Origin of the sequence: Acidiphilium sp. 20-67-58 (assembly GCF_002255515.1) — a bacterium.
In the GTDB taxonomy this organism is placed as follows: Bacteria; Pseudomonadota; Alphaproteobacteria; order Acetobacterales; family Acetobacteraceae; genus Acidiphilium.
In genome coordinates, this window is the sequence record NZ_NCAS01000001.1 from 24,688 (window position 1) to 40,742 (window position 16,055).

Sequence of the window (16,055 nt, forward strand, 5' to 3'; positions counted from 1 at the left end):
TTCCATCTGATCGGATGATGCTCTAAGCGCCCCGGTCGCTTCGGCGTCTTACGACGCCTGGGTCACGAACTTGGTGGCGAGATAGGCTTCGATCGCCTCGGCGCCGCCCTCCCAGCCATAGCCGCTGTCCTTCATGCCGCCGAACGGCGTCTCGGGCAGGGCGATGCCGTGATGGTTGATCGAGATCATCCCGGCCTCGATGCGGTCGCCCAGCGCCGTCACCGTCCTGGCCGACCGCGAATACGCATAGGAGGCGAGGCCGTATTCAAGCCGGTTGGCCTCGGTCACCGCGTCCTCGAAGGTGGAGAACCGGTTGACCAGCGCGAGCGGGCCGAACGGTTCCTCGTTCATCACCCGCGCCGTGGTCGGAATGTCGGTCAGCACGGTGGGCTGGAAGAAATACCCCTTGTTGCCGATCCGCTCGCCGCCTTCGGCCACTTTCGCGCCGTGCTTCGTCGCGTCGGCGATGAAGCCCTCGATCGCCGGGATGCGGCGCTCGTTGGCGAGCGGCCCCATCGTGGTGCCCGCATCGAGCCCGTTGCCAACCTTGATGTTCCGGACCGCAACGAGAAAGCGCTCCATGAACCCGTCATAGACGCTTTCCTGCACGAGGAAGCGCGTCGGCGCGACGCAGACCTGGCCGGCATTGCGGAACTTGTTGGCGGCGAGGATCTTTGCCGCCGCGTCGAGATCGGCGTCCTCGAAGACGATCGCCGGCGCGTGGCCGCCGAGTTCCATCGTCGCCCGCTTCATGTGCGCCCCGGCGAGGGCGGCGAGGTGCTTGCCCACCGCGGTCGAACCGGTGAAGGAGATCTTGCGGACCGCGCGGTGCGGGATGAGATATTCGGAAATCTCGGCCGGCACGCCGTAGACGAGGTTGAGCACGCCCGGCGGCAGCCCGGCATCGGCGAAGGCGCGCACCAGCTCGGCGCAGGCGCCCGGCGTTTCCTCAGGCCCCTTCAGGATCACCGCGCAGCCGGCGGCCAGCGCGGCGGAGACTTTGCGCACCGCCTGGTTGATCGGGAAGTTCCATGGCGTGAAGGCGGCGACGATGCCGACCGGCTCCTTGACCACGAGCTGGTAGACGCCCGCCGCCCGCGCCGGGATCACCCGGCCATAGGTGCGTTTCGCCTCTTCGGCGAACCAGTCGATCACATCGGCGGCGACGGTGGTTTCGCCCTTCGCCTCGGCGAGCGGCTTGCCCTGTTCCATCGTCATGATGGTGGCGATTTCAGGGATCCGCGCGCGGATCAGCTCGGCGGCCTTGCGCAGCAGCGCCGCGCGCTGGAATGCCGGCGTTGCCCGCCAGGTCGCATAGCCCGTCTCGGCCGCTGCGATCGCGGCGTCGAGATCCGCGCGGCCGGCATGGGCGGCCGTGCCGATGACTTCCTCGGTCGCCGGGTTGATCACGTCGAGCGTGCGGCCCGAGGCGGCGTTCGTCCATTCCCCGCCGATATGCAGCAAAACGTTCTTGTACATCTTTGATCCTGTCTCCGTGTCCTGGCTGGCCGCCGGGTCAGACCGTGGCCAGCACCTTGCGCAGCTTGTCGAACATCTCGTCGAGCTGGTCGTCGGTGGTGATGAAGAGCGGGGCGAAGATCGCCGTATCGCCGGCGACCCGCAGCACCAGCCCCTGTTCGAAGGCGCGGCGCAGCACGGCGAAGCCGCGCTTGCCCGGCCCGCCCTCGGGCGCGAGATCGACCGCGCCGAGCAGGCCGAAACCGCGGGTGTCGATGACGATCGGCACGTCGCGCAGGGCGGCGATGCGTTCGAGGAATTTCGGTGCCAGTGCCGCGGCGCGGGCGAACAGGTCATCCTCGCGGTAGATCCGCAGCGTCGCCAGCGCGGCGGCACAGGCCACCGGATGCGCCGAATAGGTATAGCCGTGGAAGAACTCCACCGCATCGGGTCCGGCGGCATCGAGGATCGCCTGCTGCACGTCTTCCCGCACGGCGACGGCGGCCATCGGGATGTTGCCGTTGGTGATCGCCTTGGCCATGGTCAGCATGTCCGGCACCACGCCGAACGCATCCGCCGCGAAGGGCGCGCCGGTGCGCCCGAAGCCGCAGATCACCTCGTCGAAGATCAGCAGGATGCCGTGCCTGGTGCAGATTTCGCGCAGCCGCTCCAAATAGCCCTTCGGCGGCACCAGAACGCCCGTCGATCCCGCGATCGGCTCGACGATGCAGGCGGCGATGGTGTCGGCGCCATGCAGGTCGATCATGCGTTGCAGGTCGTCGGCGAGATCGAGGCCGCCATGCTCGCCCTGGCCCATCTGGAAGCGGTTCTCGGGGATGTGCGTGTGCCGCATATGCGCCACACCCGGCAGGCCGAGGCCGAATGCCTCGCGGTTCTTCACCATGCCGCCGACCGACCAGCCGGCGAAATTGACCCCGTGATAGCCGCGCGCCCGGCCGACGAAGCGCTGGCGCTGCCCCTGGCCGCGCACGCGATGATACTGGATGGCGACCTTGAGCGCGGATTCGACTGCTTCCGAACCGGAGCCGGCGAAGAAGACGCGGTTCAGCCCGGCCGGCAGCATCTGCGCCAGCTCGTTGGCCAGCCGGAACGAGCCGGGCACGCCGAACTGGAAGGCCGGCGCGTAATCCAGCTCTTCCAGCTGCCGCGCCACCGCATCGCGGATCTCGCGCCGGCCATGCCCGGCCGGCGTGGTGTAGAGGCCGGAGACCGCATCGAGCAGTTTTTCGCCCGCGGTGTTCCAGTAATGCACACCCTCGGCGCGGGCGATGATACGCGGCGCGTCATGGAACTGGCGGTTGGCGGTGAACGGCATCCAGTGATGGATCAGCGGCTCGTTGGAGCGCAGCGCGGGCTGGGTCATGGCTCGGTCCTTGAATGAAGCAGATCTCACTAGCCTATTATTTTAAGCACGACAGGAGCAAGTCGGGCGGAAACGGCGCAAGTTCAACATGGGATGTCGATTATCCTGAACATCACACGGTGCTTGCCGGTCCTCTTGGCCGGCGCCGCCGCGCGGACTACAAGCGGAGCACGAGTATAATGGGAGTTTAAATATATGAAACTGTTCAGGCATGGCGCCGTCGGCGCCGAACGTCCAGGAATTGTCGATGGGTCCGGCGCGCTGCGCGATCTCTCCGGTGTCATTGCCGAAATCGACGCCGCAACCCTTTCCGATGCCGGGCTTGCGCGCCTCGCCGCGCTCGATGCCGCGACGCTGCCGCTGGTGCCCGCCGGCACGCGGATCGGAGCACCGGTGCCGCGGCCGGTGAATTTCATCTGCATCGGCCTCAACTATGCCGACCATGCGGCCGAATCCGGGCTCAAGGTGCCGGAGGAGCCGATCATCTTCATCAAGGCCGGCAGCGCCTATTCGGGGCCGAACGATGACATCGTGATCCCGCCCGGCGCGAAGGAGACCGACTGGGAGGTGGAGCTTGGCGTGATCATCGGCACCGGCGGCTCGCACATCGCCGAGGATTCGGCGCTCGACCATGTCGCCGGCTATTGCATCGTCAATGATGTCAGCGAGCGCGAATACCAGATCCGCCGTGGCGGCACCTGGGACAAGGGCAAGGGCTGCCCGAGCTTCGGCCCGACGGGGCCGTTCCTCGTCACCCGCGACGAGGTGCCGGACCCGCAGGCGCTCGATCTGTGGTGCGAGGTCGATGGCAAGCGGATGCAGAACGGCAACACGCGGACGATGATCTTCGGCGTGAAGACGCTGGTGTCCTATGTGAGCCGCTTCATCCATCTCCAACCGGGCGATGTGATCGCTACCGGGACGCCGCCCGGCGTCGGCATGGGCATCAAGCCGGAGCCTGTGTTTCTGCGGCCGGGCCAGACCGTGCGCCTCGGCATCGCCGGGCTTGGCGAGCAGACGCAGAAGACCATCGGCGGCTGATCCGCCGCCGGGATTGAGCCGAAAGGCCGGATTGCCGGGCGTCGCCGGCGGGTTCGCAACAACCCGCCGGCGGTTGGCCGGGCGATTTTCCGGCCGCGCCGCGCAATCTAGACTTTCGTTAATCCTCCTGCCATTGAGGCCACGGACAAGCTCCAGTAAAGGCCCATCATGCGTCGCTCCACCCTCATGCTTTTCGTGCTTCCAGCCATCCTCGCCGGGTGCGCTGTGCCTGGCCGTCATGTGCCCGGGCCGTATGCCGGCGCGCCGTCGCTGGTGGATGTCGCGGCACTCACCGCGTTCAACGGGCGGCTCCCGCTGGTGACCATTCCCGAGGCGGTCGAGACATGGTCTCCCTCGGTGAAATATGCCGTGGATGCCGCACTCAAGATCAACCCCAAGGCGGAATTCCGGGTGGTCGTGACCGCACCTGCCGCGCGTGGACCGGCGGCGGCCGAGCGGGCGATGGCCCGCCTCGCGCCACGCGCGGCCCAGGTCGCGGATGCGATCGTGGCCGACGGGGTGGCGGCGCAGCGCGTCTCGCTTGGTGCCGCGGCACCGCTCGCCGGCATTCCCGCCCCTTCGGCTCCCGAGATCGTGGTCTTCGCGAAGTAATGCCTGTCGCGGATATCGCCGCGGCTGCGCTCCGTCTGCTGGAACCCGAGACGGCGCATGACGTCGCGCTGACCGGGTTGCGCCTCGGGCTCGCCGGGCGGCGCCAGATTCCGGCAGATCCGCGCCTTGCGATGTCGGCCTTCGGGCGGACGATATCGCTGCCAGTCGGGCTTGCCGCGGGGTTCGACAAGGACGCCGTCGCCCTTGCCGGGCTGTCCCGCCTCGGGTTCGGGTTCATCGAGGCCGGTACGGTGACGCGGCGACCGCAGCCGGGCAATCCGAAGCCGCGCCTGTTCCGCCTCGCCGAGGACCGGGCGCTGATCAACCGGATGGGGTTCAACAATGGCGGCATCGAGGGGTTCGCCGCCCGCCTCGCCGGCGCCGACCGCACGCAAGCGGCGATCGGCGCCAATCTCGGGATCAACAAGGAAGGCGCGGACCCGCTGGCCGATTATCCGGCCCTGGTCCAGGCGGTGGCGCCGCATGCCGATTACATCGCCATCAACGTGTCCTCGCCGAACACGCCGGGCTTGCGCGACCTGCAGGCGACCGACCGGCTGGCCGCGATCCTCGATGCGATCCGCGCCGCGGTGCCGGGCGCGCCGCCGCTGTTCGTCAAGCTCGCGCCCGATCTCGACGAGGCGGTTCTGCCGGAGTTGGTGGAGATGGTGATTGGCCGGGGCGTTGCCGGGCTGATCGTCAGCAACACCACGCTCGCCCGGCCCGACAGCCTGCGCGGCGTGGCGCGCGGCGAGGCGGGCGGCCTGTCCGGCGCGCCGCTGTTCAACCGCGCGACACGGATGCTGGCGCGGGTGCGCCTGCTTGCCGGCGACCGGCTGCTGCTGATCGGGGTCGGCGGTGTGGCGACGCCAGAGCAGGCGCTTGCCAAGTTCCGCGCCGGCGCCAGCCTCGTGCAGGTCTATACCTCCTTCGTCTATCAGGGACCGGCGGTGCTGCACCGCCTTGCCGCCGGGCTGTCCGCCCTGCTCGACCAGTATGGCGCGGCGACACTGGCCGGGCTTGTCGGCCGCGATGCCGACCGGCTCGCGGAGATCGCGCCATGACCGAAGCCCCGATGAGCGTCGAAGTCCTCGCCCGCGATCATGATGGCTTCATCGTCGATCTCTGGGGGGTGGTGCATGACGGGGTGCGGCCGTATCCCGGCGTTGCCGCCTGCCTCCGACATCTGCGCGAGGCCGGCAAGCGCGTCGTCTTTCTCTCGAACGCGCCGCGCCGCAGGGAACCGGTTGCCGCCGCCCTGGCCGCGATGGGCATCGGCCCCGAGCTTTACGACGGGATCATGACCAGCGGCGAGGCCGTCCGCACCGCCCTGGTGTCGCGCACCGAGCCCGATTTCGCGGGGCTTGGCGAGCGGCTGTTTCACCTCGGCCCGCCGCGTGACCGCAACCTGTTCGACGATCTCGGCCTCGCCGAGGCTGACCGGCCGGAGGCGGCGGATTTCCTGCTCAATACCGGCCCCGACGATCTCGCACCGCCTGACGATCCGGCCGCCTTCGATCCGCTGCTCCGCGAGGCGCTCGGCGCCGGTCTGCCGATGATCTGCGCCAATCCGGATCTTGAGGTGATCCGCGACGGGCGCCGCATCATCTGTGCCGGGGCGCTGGCGCAGCGCTACGCCGCCTGGGGCGGGCGGGTGATCTGGCGCGGCAAGCCCGATCCCGCCGTCTATCGCCCGACCCTCGACCTGCTCGGCACCGAAGCGGGGCGGACGATTGCGTTCGGCGACTCGCTGCGCACCGACATCGCCGGCGCGAAGGCGGCCGGCATCGCCTCGGTGCTCGTGCTGTCCGGCATCCATGTCGCCACGCCGGCGGAGGCGCGCGCGGATTGCGCGGCTGCCGGGCTCGATCCGCGCGCCATCATCGGCGGGTTCCGCTGGTAAGGGTTCATCCCCGCGCCGTTTCGTGATAGCGCCGGGGGCATGACAATCCGCGTCCGTTTTGCCCCGTCGCCCACCGGCATGCTCCATATCGGCGGCGCCCGCACCGCCCTGTTCAATTATCTCTTCGCCCGCCACCATGGCGGTCAGTTCCTGCTCCGCATCGAGGATACCGACCGCGAGCGCAGCACGCCCGAGGCGACGAAGGTGATCCTCGACGCGCTCGACTGGCTTGACCTCAAATCGGACGAACCGCCGGTCTATCAATCGACCCGTTATGCCCGCCATCGCGAGGTGGCCGAGCAGATGCTCGCCGCCGGCCAGGCCTATCGCTGCTACTGCTCGCGCGAGGAACTTGCCGAGATGCGGGCCGAGGCCGAGCGGAGCAAAAAACCGTTCCGTTATGACGGGCGCTGGCGCGACCGCGACCCGACCGAAGCGCCTGCCGGGGTCGATCCCGTCATCCGCCTGCGGGCGCCACGCGAGGGCGAGACCGTGATCCACGATCTCGTCCAGGGCGAGGTGCGGGTGAAGAATGCCGAGCTCGACGACATGATCCTGCTGCGCTCCGACGGCACGCCGACCTATCTGCACGCCGTCGTGGTGGATGACCATGACATGGGGATCACCCATGTCATCCGCGGCGACGATCATCTGACCAACACGTTCCGCCAGGCCCAGATCTATGACGCGATGGGCTGGGCGCGGCCCAATTTCGCTCATATTCCGCTCATTCACGGCGCCGACGGGGCAAAACTCTCGAAGCGTCACGGCGCCGTCTCGGTCCTGCAGTTCCGCGACGAGGGCTATCTGCCCGAGGCGCTCTGCAATTACCTGCTCCGCCTCGGCTGGGGCCATGGCGATGCCGAGATCCTGCCCCGCGAGGAGCAGGTTGCGCTGTTCGACCTCGATGGCGTCGGTCGTGCCGCGAGCCGGATGGATTATGCCAAGCTGCTCCATGTGAATGCGGTCTTCCTCCGCGCGGCCGAGGACGAACGTCTTGCTGCCGATGTCGTCGCCCGGCTGGAACGCGACCATGGCGTCGCGGTCGGCACCGAGGCGGCGGGGCGCATCGCGGTGCTGATGCCGGGGCTGAAGGAGCGCGCCCGCACCCTCGCCGAACTGGCGGAATCCGCCCTGTTCATCGTTCGCGAGGCACCGCTGCCGATGACCGAGAAAGCCGCCGCCCTGCTCACCGAGGCCGCGCGCGACGACCTCGCCGCCCTGCTGCTCGATTTCGACAACACCGATTTCTCGAAGGCGGCGCTGCACGAGGCGATGAAGGCCTATGCCGAGCGCGAGGAGAAGAAGCTCGGCGCCGTCGCCCAGCCGCTGCGCGCGGCGCTGACCGGCAGCACGGTCAGCCCGCCGATCGACGCGGTGATGGAGGCGCTGGGGCCGATCGAGGTGCGCAAGCGGATTTTCGCCGCCCTCGGCGAATAGAGCAGTTTCCGATCCTTTCGGATCGGATGGGTGCTCTATCCTATTGGTAAAACAGAGCCTCTGTTGTGCGCTGAAAAAATGGCGGGTGCCGCAAGGGCGCCCGCCATTCATGCTTTCAGCAGTGAGACGAACCGAAGATCAGCGATTGACCGCCTTCAGCCCCGCTTCCGGATAGCGCGTGCCGGCGACGGTGCCGGCCGGCATGATCCGCTCGATCGCGGCGAGGTCTTCCGGCGTCAGCGTCACGTCGAGCGCGCCGATATTCTCGTCGAGATAGGCCCGGCGCTTGGTGCCCGGAATCGGCACGATATCCTCGCCCTGTGCGAGCACCCAGGCCAGCGCGAGCTGCCCGGCGGTGCAGTTCTTTTCCGCCGCCAGCGCCTTCACCTTGCCGACGAGTTCGAGGTTTTTGGTGAAATTATCGCCCTGGAAGCGCGGGGCGTGGCGGCGCCAGTCATCGGCGGCGAGATCGTCCGGCGTGCGGATCGCCCCGGTCAGGAAGCCGCGGCCGAGCGGCGAATAGGGCACGAAGCCGATCCCGAGTTCGCGCACGGTCGCGAGGATGTCGCCTTCCGGCTCGCGCGACCAGAGCGAGTATTCGGTTTGCAGCGCGGTCATCGGGTGGATCTTGTGCGCCCGGCGGATGGTGGCCGGCGCCGCCTCGGACAGGCCGAGATGCCGCACCTTGCCGGCCTTCACGAGGTCGGCCATCGCGCCCACCGTCTCCTCGATCGGCACGTTCGGATCGACGCGGTGCTGGTAATACAGGTCGATCGTGTCGATCCCGAGCCGCTGCAGCGAGGCGTCGCAGGCACGGCGCACATAGTCCGGCCGGCCGTTGATGCCGAGACGCTGGCGGTCTTCGCTGAATTCATTGCCGAACTTGGTGGCGAGGACGATCCTGCTCCGGTTCGCCTTCACGAAATTCGACAGCAGGCGCTCGTTGTCCCCGAAGCCGTACATGTCGGCCGAATCGAAGAAGGTGATGCCGCGTTCCAGCGCGCGGTCCAGCGTGGCGCGGGCTTCCGCCTCGTCGCGCCCGGCGTAGAAATCGGACATGCCCATGCAGCCGAGGCCGAGGGCGGAAACCGTGAGTGTGCCGAGTTTCCTTGTCTTCATGCGTGTCTCCATCTGTTGGGTTGCTGCCCATATGGGACGTACGTTGCGGTGATGCAGCCCCGTTGCCATATCCACCGGGGCCGGGCGCGACGTGTCTCGCGCGACTCGACAGCGGGGCCGCGGCGCTGTATAGGCCAGCGCTCAATTGGAACGCGGGAGGTTCGGCCACGGGTGGCCGGGCCGTTCGAACCGCGGTCCATTGGCGTGTTTCGGGCTCGCCCCGCCGCACGCCTTCGGATCAGGAGTGCGCCTCATGGCGAAAAAAATTGTCGGCTATATCAAGCTGCAGATCCCTGCGGGCAAGGCCAATCCGTCGCCGCCCGTCGGTCCGGCGCTCGGCCAGCGCGGCCTCAACATCATGCAGTTCTGCAAGGATTTCAACGCGGCGACCCAGGGTATGGAAGTGGGCATGCCGGTCCCGGTGGTGATCACCGCCTTTGCTGACCGCACCTTCAGCTTCATCACCAAGACGCCGCCGAACACCTATTTCCTCAAGAAGGCCGCGGGCATCCAGAAGGGCTCGACCGCAACCGGCAAGGGTGCGACGGTCGGCAAGGTGACGATGAGCCAGCTGCGCGAGATCGCGCAGACCAAGATGGTGCACATGAACGCGAACGACGTCGACGGCGCGGTGCGCATGCTGATCGGTTCGGCCCGCTCGATGGGTCTTTCGGTGGTGGAGGGCTGATCATGGCGAAGAACAAGCGGCTGGTGAAGGCGCAGTCCACTGTCGATGGCGCGAAGCTCTATCCGGTGATCGAGGCGATGGCGCTGGTGAAGTCCAACGCCACGGCGAAGTTCGACGAGACGGTCGAGCTGTCGCTCAATCTCGGCATCGATCCGCGTCATGCTGACCAGATGGTGCGCGGCCTGCTGAGCCTGCCGAACGGCACCGGCAAGACGCTGCGCGTCGGCGTGTTCGCGCGCGGCCCGAAGGCCGAGGAGGCGAAGGCGGCCGGTGCGGATGTGGTCGGCGCCGAAGACCTCGCGGAGCTGGTGCAGAACGGCACGATCGACTTCGACCGCTGCATCGCGACGCCGGACATGATGGCCCTGGTGGGGCGGCTCGGCAAGATTCTCGGCCCGCGCGGCCTGATGCCGAACCCGAAGCTCGGCACCGTCACGATGGACGTCAAGGGCGCGATCACCGCGGCCAAGTCCGGCCAGATCGAGTTCCGCGCCGAGAAGGCGGGCATCATCCATGCCGGTATCGGCAAGGCGAGCTTCGAGGTCGAGAAGCTGGTGGAGAATGCGAAGGCCCTGGTCGATGCGATCCAGAAGGCCAAGCCGGCCGGCGCCAAGGGGACGTATCTGCAGAAAGCCGCGCTGTCCTCCACGATGGGGCCGGGCGTGCGCGTGGATGTAGGCAGTCTTTCCGCCTGACGAGATGCGCCGGAGCTTCGGCTCCGGCCATGACGGGATCTGCCGGCGTGTGCCGGCGGTTCCGGACCTGTCCAAGACGGCATGTGGCGCAAGCCTTGAAGGGAAGTCTCCCGCACGCCGGAGACGGGGATCGGAGCGTTTCGTTCCGATGGTTCCGGTCTGAGGACAGGCGAACGGTGGCCGGGATGGTCCTGGCCACTTGGGCAACCCGGCGGGATACGGTCCAAACGTATTTCGCCTGACGAGTGGAGATCGACGTGGATCGCGCACAAAAGCGTGAATTCGTGGACCAGCTCGCCGCGGTGTTCGCCGAGACGTCAATGGTTGTGGTCAGCCGCAATGATGGTCTGACCGTGGCCGATGTCACGGCACTGCGTGTGAAGATGCGGGAAGCGGGCGCGCAGTACAAGGTGGCGAAGAACCGTCTGGCTCACCTCGCCTTGGAAGGGACCCGATTCGACGGACTGAAGCCGATGCTGAAGGGGCCGACCGCGATTGCGTGGTCGCAGGACCCGGTGGCGGTGGCGAAGGTGGCCGTCGAGTTCGCCAAGACCAACGAGAAGTTCGTGCTGGTCGGTGGCGCGCTTGGGACGCAGATGCTCGATGCATCCGGCGTCAGGGCGCTCGCCGAACTGCCGTCGCTCGATCAGCTTCGCGCCAAGCTCCTGGGTCTCATCCAGGCGCCGGCAACGAAGGTGGCGGGCGTGTTGCAGGCTCCGGCCGGCCAGCTCGCGCGGGTCTTTGCGGCCTATGCCAAGGCGGATGAGGCCGACGCGGCCTGAGACGAGATGAGGCGAGCCGGCATGTCCGGCTTGCATGGAACCAACTGAACGACTATTCTAAGGAATTGAACAATGGCTGATCTGGCAAATCTGGTTGAACAGCTTTCGGGCCTGACTGTTCTCGAAGCGGCGGAGCTTTCCAAGCTGCTCGAGGACAAGTGGGGCGTTTCGGCTGCGGCTCCGGTCGCGGTCGCAGCGGCGGCGCCTGCCGGCGCTCCTGCCGCGGCGGTCGAGGAGAAGACCGAATTCAACGTGATCCTCAAGTCCGCTGGCGACAAGAAGATCAACGTGATCAAGGAAATCCGCACGATCACCGGTCTTGGCCTGAAGGAGGCCAAGGATCTGGTCGAGGGCGCGCCGAAGACCGTGAAGGAAGGCGTGAACAAGGACGAGGCCGAGAAGATCAAGAAGGTTCTGGAAGAGCAGGGCGCATCTGTCGGCATCGAGTGATGTTGCATCGCGCCGCGCGGCTTTCGGGCCGGCGGCGCGACAGGACTGAAACTGGCGGGGTGCCCCATGGCACTCCGCCCGTTTGCCGTTGCGTGCCTCGGGTGAGGGCGGAGCGGTGGTTGACGACTGGCGGGGTTTCCCGCCGCTGACGCGGCGACGCCCGGGCTGATGGTAGCCCCGGGCCGCGGCGCGGTCACTGGAATGAAGATCGGGGTCTGAGCATGAATGCGATTTCGGGTGGCCTGAACAAAGTTTCCTTCACCAATCGCAAGCGCATCCGCAAGAGCTTCGGGCGTATCCCTGAAACCACGCCGATGCCGAATCTGATCGACGTGCAGCGCGCGAGCTATGACGCTTTCCTGCAGATGCACGTCTCGCCCGATTCCCGCACCAATTCGGGGTTGCAGGAAGTCTTCAAGTCGGTCTTCCCGATCGACGATTTTGCCGGCCGTGGCCGTCTTGAGTTCGTGTATTACGAGCTCGAGGAGCCGAAATACGACGTCGAGGAATGCATCCAGCGGGGCATGACCTATGCCGCGCCGCTCAAGGTGGTGTTGCGCCTGATCGTCTGGGATGTCGATGAAGACACCGGTGCGCGCTCGATCCGCGACATCAAGGAGCAGCCCGTCTACATGGGCGACATGCCGCTGATGACCGATAACGGCACCTTCGTCGTGAACGGCACCGAGCGCGTCATCGTCAGCCAGATGCACCGCAGCCCCGGCGTGTTCTTCGATCACGACAAGGGCAAGACCCATAGCTCCGGCAAGTATCTCTTCGCCGCCCGCGTCATTCCCTATCGCGGTTCCTGGCTCGATTTCGAATTCGACGCCAAGGACCTGATCTATGTCCGCATCGACCGCAAGCGGAAGCTGCCGGTCACGACGTTGCTCTACGCGCTGGAAGGCCGCGCCACCGAGGCGCTGCGCGCCGCCCGCGAGGCCAAGGGCGAAACGCTGGAGATCAGCGAGATCCGCGGCATGGATGCCGAGGAAATCCTCGGCTTCTTCTATGGCAAGGTGCCGTTCACCCGCACCCGCAATGCGGGCGGCGAGGCCGCCTGGGCGCGCCCGTTCGAGCCGGAAACCTTCCGCGGCGCCAAGCTGGTCGAGGATCTGGTGGACGCCGAGACCGGCGAGGTCGTGGCCAAGGCCGATGACAAGCTGACCGCCCGCACCGCGCGGCAGATCGCGACCAAGACCCGCTCCGTGCTGGTCAGCCGCGCCGATCTCATTGGCCGTTTCGTGGCGGAAGACCTTTTCGATCCGAATACCGGCGAGATTTTCGCCGATGCGGGCGAGGAGATTTCCGATGCCAAGCTGAAGGTGCTCGAGGATGCCGGGCTCGACGAGATCCCGACGCTTGCGATCGACCAGGCCAAGGGGCCGTGGATCCGCAACACGCTCGCCACCGACAAGAACAGCAGCCGCGAGGACGCGCTGATCGACATCTACCGGGTGATCCGTCCCGGCGAGCCGCCGACCTCGGAAACCGCCGAGGCGTTGTTCCGCGGCCTGTTCTTCGATTCCGAGCGCTACGACCTTTCGGCGGTCGGCCGCGTGAAGATGAACATGCGCCTCGGCGTCGAATGCGAGGACACGATGCGGGTGCTGCGCAAGGAAGACATCCTGCGCACCATCCAGATCATGTGCGAGCTGAAGGACGGCCGCGGCCAGATCGACGATATCGACAATCTCGGCAATCGTCGTGTCCGCTCGGTCGGCGAGCTGATGGAGAACCAGTATCGCGTCGGCCTGCTGCGCATGGAGCGCGCCATTCGCGAGCGCATGGGCTCGGTCGATATCGACGGGGTGATGCCGCACGACCTGATCAATGCCAAGCCGGCGGCGGCGGCGGTGAGGGAGTTCTTCGGCTCGTCGCAGCTTTCGCAGTTCATGGACCAGACCAATCCGCTTTCGGAAGTCACCCACAAGCGCCGCCTCTCGGCGCTTGGGCCGGGCGGTCTTACCCGCGAGCGGGCCGGGTTCGAGGTGCGCGACGTGCACCCGACGCATTATGGCCGCATCTGCCCGATCGAGACGCCGGAAGGCCCGAATATCGGCCTGATCAACTCGCTCGCGACCTTCGCCAAGGTGAACAAGTACGGTTTCATCGAGACGCCGTATCGCCTGGTGAAGGACGGCAAGGTGCTTGACGACTACAAGTACCTCTCCGCGATGGAGGAAGAGCGCCTCACCGTTGCCCAGGCCGATGCGCCGAAGCTGACCGACGGCACGCTGACCGAGGATCTGGTTTCGGTGCGCCGCAATGGCGATTTCCGTCTCGTCCGGCCGGAGGAGGTGACGGCGATCGACGTCTCGCCGCGCCAGCTCGTTTCGGTTGCGGCGGCGCTGATCCCGTTCCTTGAGAACGACGACGCCAACCGCGCGCTGATGGGCTCGAACATGCAGCGCCAGGCGGTGCCGCTGATCCGCTCCGATGCGCCGCTGGTCGGCACCGGCATGGAAGCGCCGGTGGCCCGCGATTCCGGCGCGACCATCGTGGCCCGCCGCACCGGCGTGATCGACCAGATCGATGGCGCGCGCATCGTGGTGCGCGCCACCGGCGAGGACGGCACGACGCAGGGTGTGGATATCTACCGGCTGCGCAAATACATGCGGTCGAACCAGTCCACCTGCATCAACCAGCGTCCGCTGGTGCGCGTGGGCGACCGTGTCGGCGCCGGCGACATCATTGCCGATGGGCCGTCGACCGAGCTGGGGGAACTCGCGCTCGGGCGCAACGTGCTTTGCGCGTTCATGCCTTGGAATGGCTACAATTTCGAGGACTCGATCCTCATTTCCGAGCGTGTTGCCCGCGAGGACATGTTCACCTCGATCCATATCGAGGAATTCGAGGTGATGGCCCGCGACACCAAGCTCGGGCAGGAGGAGATCACCCGCGACATTCCGAATGTCGGCGAGGAGGCGCTTCGCAATCTCGACGAGGCCGGCATCGTCTATGTCGGGGCCGAGGTGAATCCGGGCGATATCCTGGTCGGCAAGGTGACGCCGAAGGGCGAGAGCCCGATGACGCCGGAGGAGAAGCTGCTCCGCGCGATCTTCGGCGAAAAGGCGTCGGACGTGCGCGACACGTCGCTGAAGCTGCCGCCGGGTGTGAATGGCACGGTGGTGGATGTGCGGGTGTTCAACCGCCGCGGCGTCGACAAGGACGAGCGTGCGCTGGCGATCGAACGCGCCGAGATCGAGCGTCTGGCCAAGGACCGCGACGACGAGCGCGCCATCCAGGAACGCGCCTTCCTCAACCGCCTGCGCGAGAAGTTGCTCGGCCAGGTGGCCGGGAGCGGCTACAAGGGCGTGCGTTCGGGCACCGAAATCACCACCGAGCTGCTGGCCGAGGTGCCGCGTGGCGCCTGGCGCAACCTGACGGTTCAGGACGACCGGGTGATGGCGGAGATCGAGACGCTGAAGCGCGAGTTCGATGCTGCCGTGCACAAGCTGCAGCAGCGTTTCGAGAGCAAGGTCGAGAAGCTGCAGCGTGGCGATGAAATGCCGCCGGGCGTGATGAAGATGGTCAAGGTGTTCATCGCGGTGAAGCGCAAGCTGCAGCCGGGTGACAAGATGGCCGGCCGGCATGGCAACAAGGGTGTGGTCTCGCGCGTCGTCCCGATCGAGGACATGCCGTTCCTGGAAGACGGCACCGCGGTCGATGTCGTGCTCAATCCGCTCGGCGTGCCGTCGCGCATGAATGTGGGGCAGATTCTCGAAACCCATCTCGGCTGGGCCTGCGCCAATCTCGGCAAGCAGATCGGCGAGGCGGTCGAGGCGTATCGCCGCGATGCGTCCGAGCGCACACGGTTGCACGAGATGCTCAAGAGCGCCTATGGCGAGGAGATCTACGAGCAGCAGATCGCTTCGATGTCGGAAGCCGAGGTGCGTGAACTGTGCGGCAACATCCGCAAGGGCGTGCCGATCGCGACCCCGGTGTTCGATGGTGCGCGCATCACCGATATCGAGGACATGCTGGCCAAGGCCGGTCTCGACGTTTCCGGCCAGATGACCGTGTTCGACGGCCGCACCGGCGAGCAGTTCGAGCGCAAGGTCACGGTGGGCTACATGTACATGCTCAAGCTCGGTCACATGGTGGACGACAAGATCCACGCCCGCTCGATCGGTCCCTACAGCCTCGTTACCCAGCAGCCGCTGGGCGGCAAGGCGCAGTTCGGCGGCCAGCGCTTCGGCGAGATGGAGGTCTGGGCGCTCGAGGCCTATGGCGCGGCGTATACGCTGCAGGAGATGCTGACCGTGAAATCGGACGACGTTTCCGGCCGCACCAAGGTCTATGAGGCGATCGTGCGCGAGCAGGATAATTTCGAGGCCGGCGTGCCCGAGAGCTTCAACGTCCTGACCAAGGAACTGAAGTCGCTCGGCCTCAACGTCGATCTCAACCAGTCAGCGGACTGAGCAGGACCGTTCGGATTTGTCATGGCGCGGGGCGGCGACCCCGTTCCGCGCTGATGAAA

At 66.8% G+C, this 16,055-nt stretch carries 13 protein-coding genes; 10 read left to right on the forward strand and 3 right to left on the reverse strand.

The features are described from left to right. Positions 1–48 precede the first annotated feature (48 nt). Both B7Z76_RS00120 and B7Z76_RS00125 read right to left on the reverse strand, forming a co-directional pair. Positions 49–1,479, reverse strand: coding sequence for an NAD-dependent succinate-semialdehyde dehydrogenase (locus B7Z76_RS00120; RefSeq protein WP_291341624.1), 1,431 nt, complete (start codon positions 1,477–1,479; stop codon positions 49–51). Between the two features lie 37 nt (positions 1,480–1,516). Further along, the gene (locus B7Z76_RS00125; protein WP_291341625.1) at positions 1,517–2,842 is read right to left on the reverse strand and encodes an aspartate aminotransferase family protein; all 1,326 of its coding nucleotides are present in this window, start codon (positions 2,840–2,842) and stop codon (positions 1,517–1,519) included. 195 nt (positions 2,843–3,037) lie between these two features. Between B7Z76_RS00125 and B7Z76_RS00130 the strand changes: the two genes are divergently transcribed. The 5 genes from B7Z76_RS00130 (at position 3,038) to gltX (ending at position 7,838) form a co-directional block, all read left to right on the forward strand. Continuing rightward, the gene (locus B7Z76_RS00130; RefSeq protein ID WP_291341626.1) at positions 3,038–3,883 is read left to right on the forward strand and encodes a fumarylacetoacetate hydrolase family protein; all 846 of its coding nucleotides are present in this window, start codon (positions 3,038–3,040) and stop codon (positions 3,881–3,883) included. 168 nt (positions 3,884–4,051) lie between these two features. After that, a complete protein-coding gene (locus B7Z76_RS00135; protein ID WP_291341627.1) occupies positions 4,052–4,495 on the forward strand; it encodes a hypothetical protein in 444 nt (147 codons plus the stop codon). After that, entirely contained in the window at positions 4,495–5,559 is a 1,065-nt protein-coding gene (locus B7Z76_RS00140; RefSeq protein ID WP_291341628.1) for a quinone-dependent dihydroorotate dehydrogenase, read from the forward strand. Before B7Z76_RS00135 ends, B7Z76_RS00140 begins: the two co-directional genes overlap by 1 nt. After that, a complete protein-coding gene (locus tag B7Z76_RS00145) occupies positions 5,556–6,398 on the forward strand; it encodes a TIGR01459 family HAD-type hydrolase (RefSeq protein WP_291341629.1) in 843 nt (280 codons plus the stop codon). The genes B7Z76_RS00140 and B7Z76_RS00145 overlap by 4 nt, the downstream gene beginning before the upstream one ends. 39 nt (positions 6,399–6,437) lie before the next feature. Then, positions 6,438–7,838 carry a glutamate--tRNA ligase gene (gene gltX, locus B7Z76_RS00150; protein WP_291341630.1) on the forward strand — a complete coding sequence of 467 codons (1,401 nt, stop codon included), beginning with the start codon at positions 6,438–6,440 and terminating at the stop codon, positions 7,836–7,838. A 138-nt stretch (positions 7,839–7,976) separates the two neighbouring features. On the opposite strand, the gene B7Z76_RS00155 is transcribed toward gltX, so the two are convergent. Continuing rightward, a complete protein-coding gene (locus tag B7Z76_RS00155; protein ID WP_291341631.1) occupies positions 7,977–8,957 on the reverse strand; it encodes an aldo/keto reductase in 981 nt (326 codons plus the stop codon). Between the two features lie 253 nt (positions 8,958–9,210). Here B7Z76_RS00155 and rplK point away from each other — a divergent pair, with 253 nt between their 5' ends. The 5 genes from rplK (at position 9,211) to rpoB (ending at position 15,996) form a co-directional block, all read left to right on the forward strand. Next, positions 9,211–9,645: a 50S ribosomal protein L11 gene (rplK, locus tag B7Z76_RS00160; protein WP_174504815.1), complete on the forward strand. Its 435-nt coding sequence runs from the start codon at positions 9,211–9,213 to the stop codon at positions 9,643–9,645. A 2-nt stretch (positions 9,646–9,647) separates the two neighbouring features. Then, the gene (gene rplA, locus B7Z76_RS00165; RefSeq protein WP_174503167.1) at positions 9,648–10,340 is read left to right on the forward strand and encodes a 50S ribosomal protein L1; all 693 of its coding nucleotides are present in this window, start codon (positions 9,648–9,650) and stop codon (positions 10,338–10,340) included. A gap of 257 nt (positions 10,341–10,597) precedes the next feature. Further along, positions 10,598–11,122, forward strand: coding sequence for a 50S ribosomal protein L10 (rplJ, locus tag B7Z76_RS00170; protein WP_174503166.1), 525 nt, complete (start codon positions 10,598–10,600; stop codon positions 11,120–11,122). A 72-nt stretch (positions 11,123–11,194) separates the two neighbouring features. Beyond that, on the forward strand, positions 11,195–11,572 hold the full coding sequence (gene rplL / locus B7Z76_RS00175) for a 50S ribosomal protein L7/L12 (RefSeq protein WP_291341632.1): 378 nt from the start codon (positions 11,195–11,197) through the stop codon (positions 11,570–11,572). A gap of 221 nt (positions 11,573–11,793) precedes the next feature. Beyond that, entirely contained in the window at positions 11,794–15,996 is a 4,203-nt protein-coding gene (gene rpoB / locus B7Z76_RS00180) for a DNA-directed RNA polymerase subunit beta (protein ID WP_291341633.1), read from the forward strand. Positions 15,997–16,055 lie beyond the last annotated feature (59 nt).

Bases quoted from the DNA above. Each gene is read 5' to 3' on its own strand.
- rpoB (WP_291341633.1), top strand. From the start codon at position 11,794: ATGAATGCGATTTCGGGTGGCCTGAACAAAGTTTCCTTCACCAATCGC.
- B7Z76_RS00120 (WP_291341624.1), bottom strand. From the start codon at position 1,479: ATGTACAAGAACGTTTTGCTGCATATCGGCGGGGAATGGACGAACGCC.
- rplA (WP_174503167.1), top strand. From the start codon at position 9,648: ATGGCGAAGAACAAGCGGCTGGTGAAGGCGCAGTCCACTGTCGATGGC.
- B7Z76_RS00130 (WP_291341626.1), top strand. From the start codon at position 3,038: ATGAAACTGTTCAGGCATGGCGCCGTCGGCGCCGAACGTCCAGGAATT.
- rplK (WP_174504815.1), top strand. From the start codon at position 9,211: ATGGCGAAAAAAATTGTCGGCTATATCAAGCTGCAGATCCCTGCGGGC.
- rplL (WP_291341632.1), top strand. From the start codon at position 11,195: ATGGCTGATCTGGCAAATCTGGTTGAACAGCTTTCGGGCCTGACTGTT.
- B7Z76_RS00140 (WP_291341628.1), top strand. From the start codon at position 4,495: ATGCCTGTCGCGGATATCGCCGCGGCTGCGCTCCGTCTGCTGGAACCC.
- gltX (WP_291341630.1), top strand. From the start codon at position 6,438: ATGACAATCCGCGTCCGTTTTGCCCCGTCGCCCACCGGCATGCTCCAT.
- B7Z76_RS00155 (WP_291341631.1), bottom strand. From the start codon at position 8,957: ATGAAGACAAGGAAACTCGGCACACTCACGGTTTCCGCCCTCGGCCTC.
- B7Z76_RS00135 (WP_291341627.1), top strand. From the start codon at position 4,052: ATGCGTCGCTCCACCCTCATGCTTTTCGTGCTTCCAGCCATCCTCGCC.
- B7Z76_RS00125 (WP_291341625.1), bottom strand. From the start codon at position 2,842: ATGACCCAGCCCGCGCTGCGCTCCAACGAGCCGCTGATCCATCACTGG.
- B7Z76_RS00145 (WP_291341629.1), top strand. From the start codon at position 5,556: ATGACCGAAGCCCCGATGAGCGTCGAAGTCCTCGCCCGCGATCATGAT.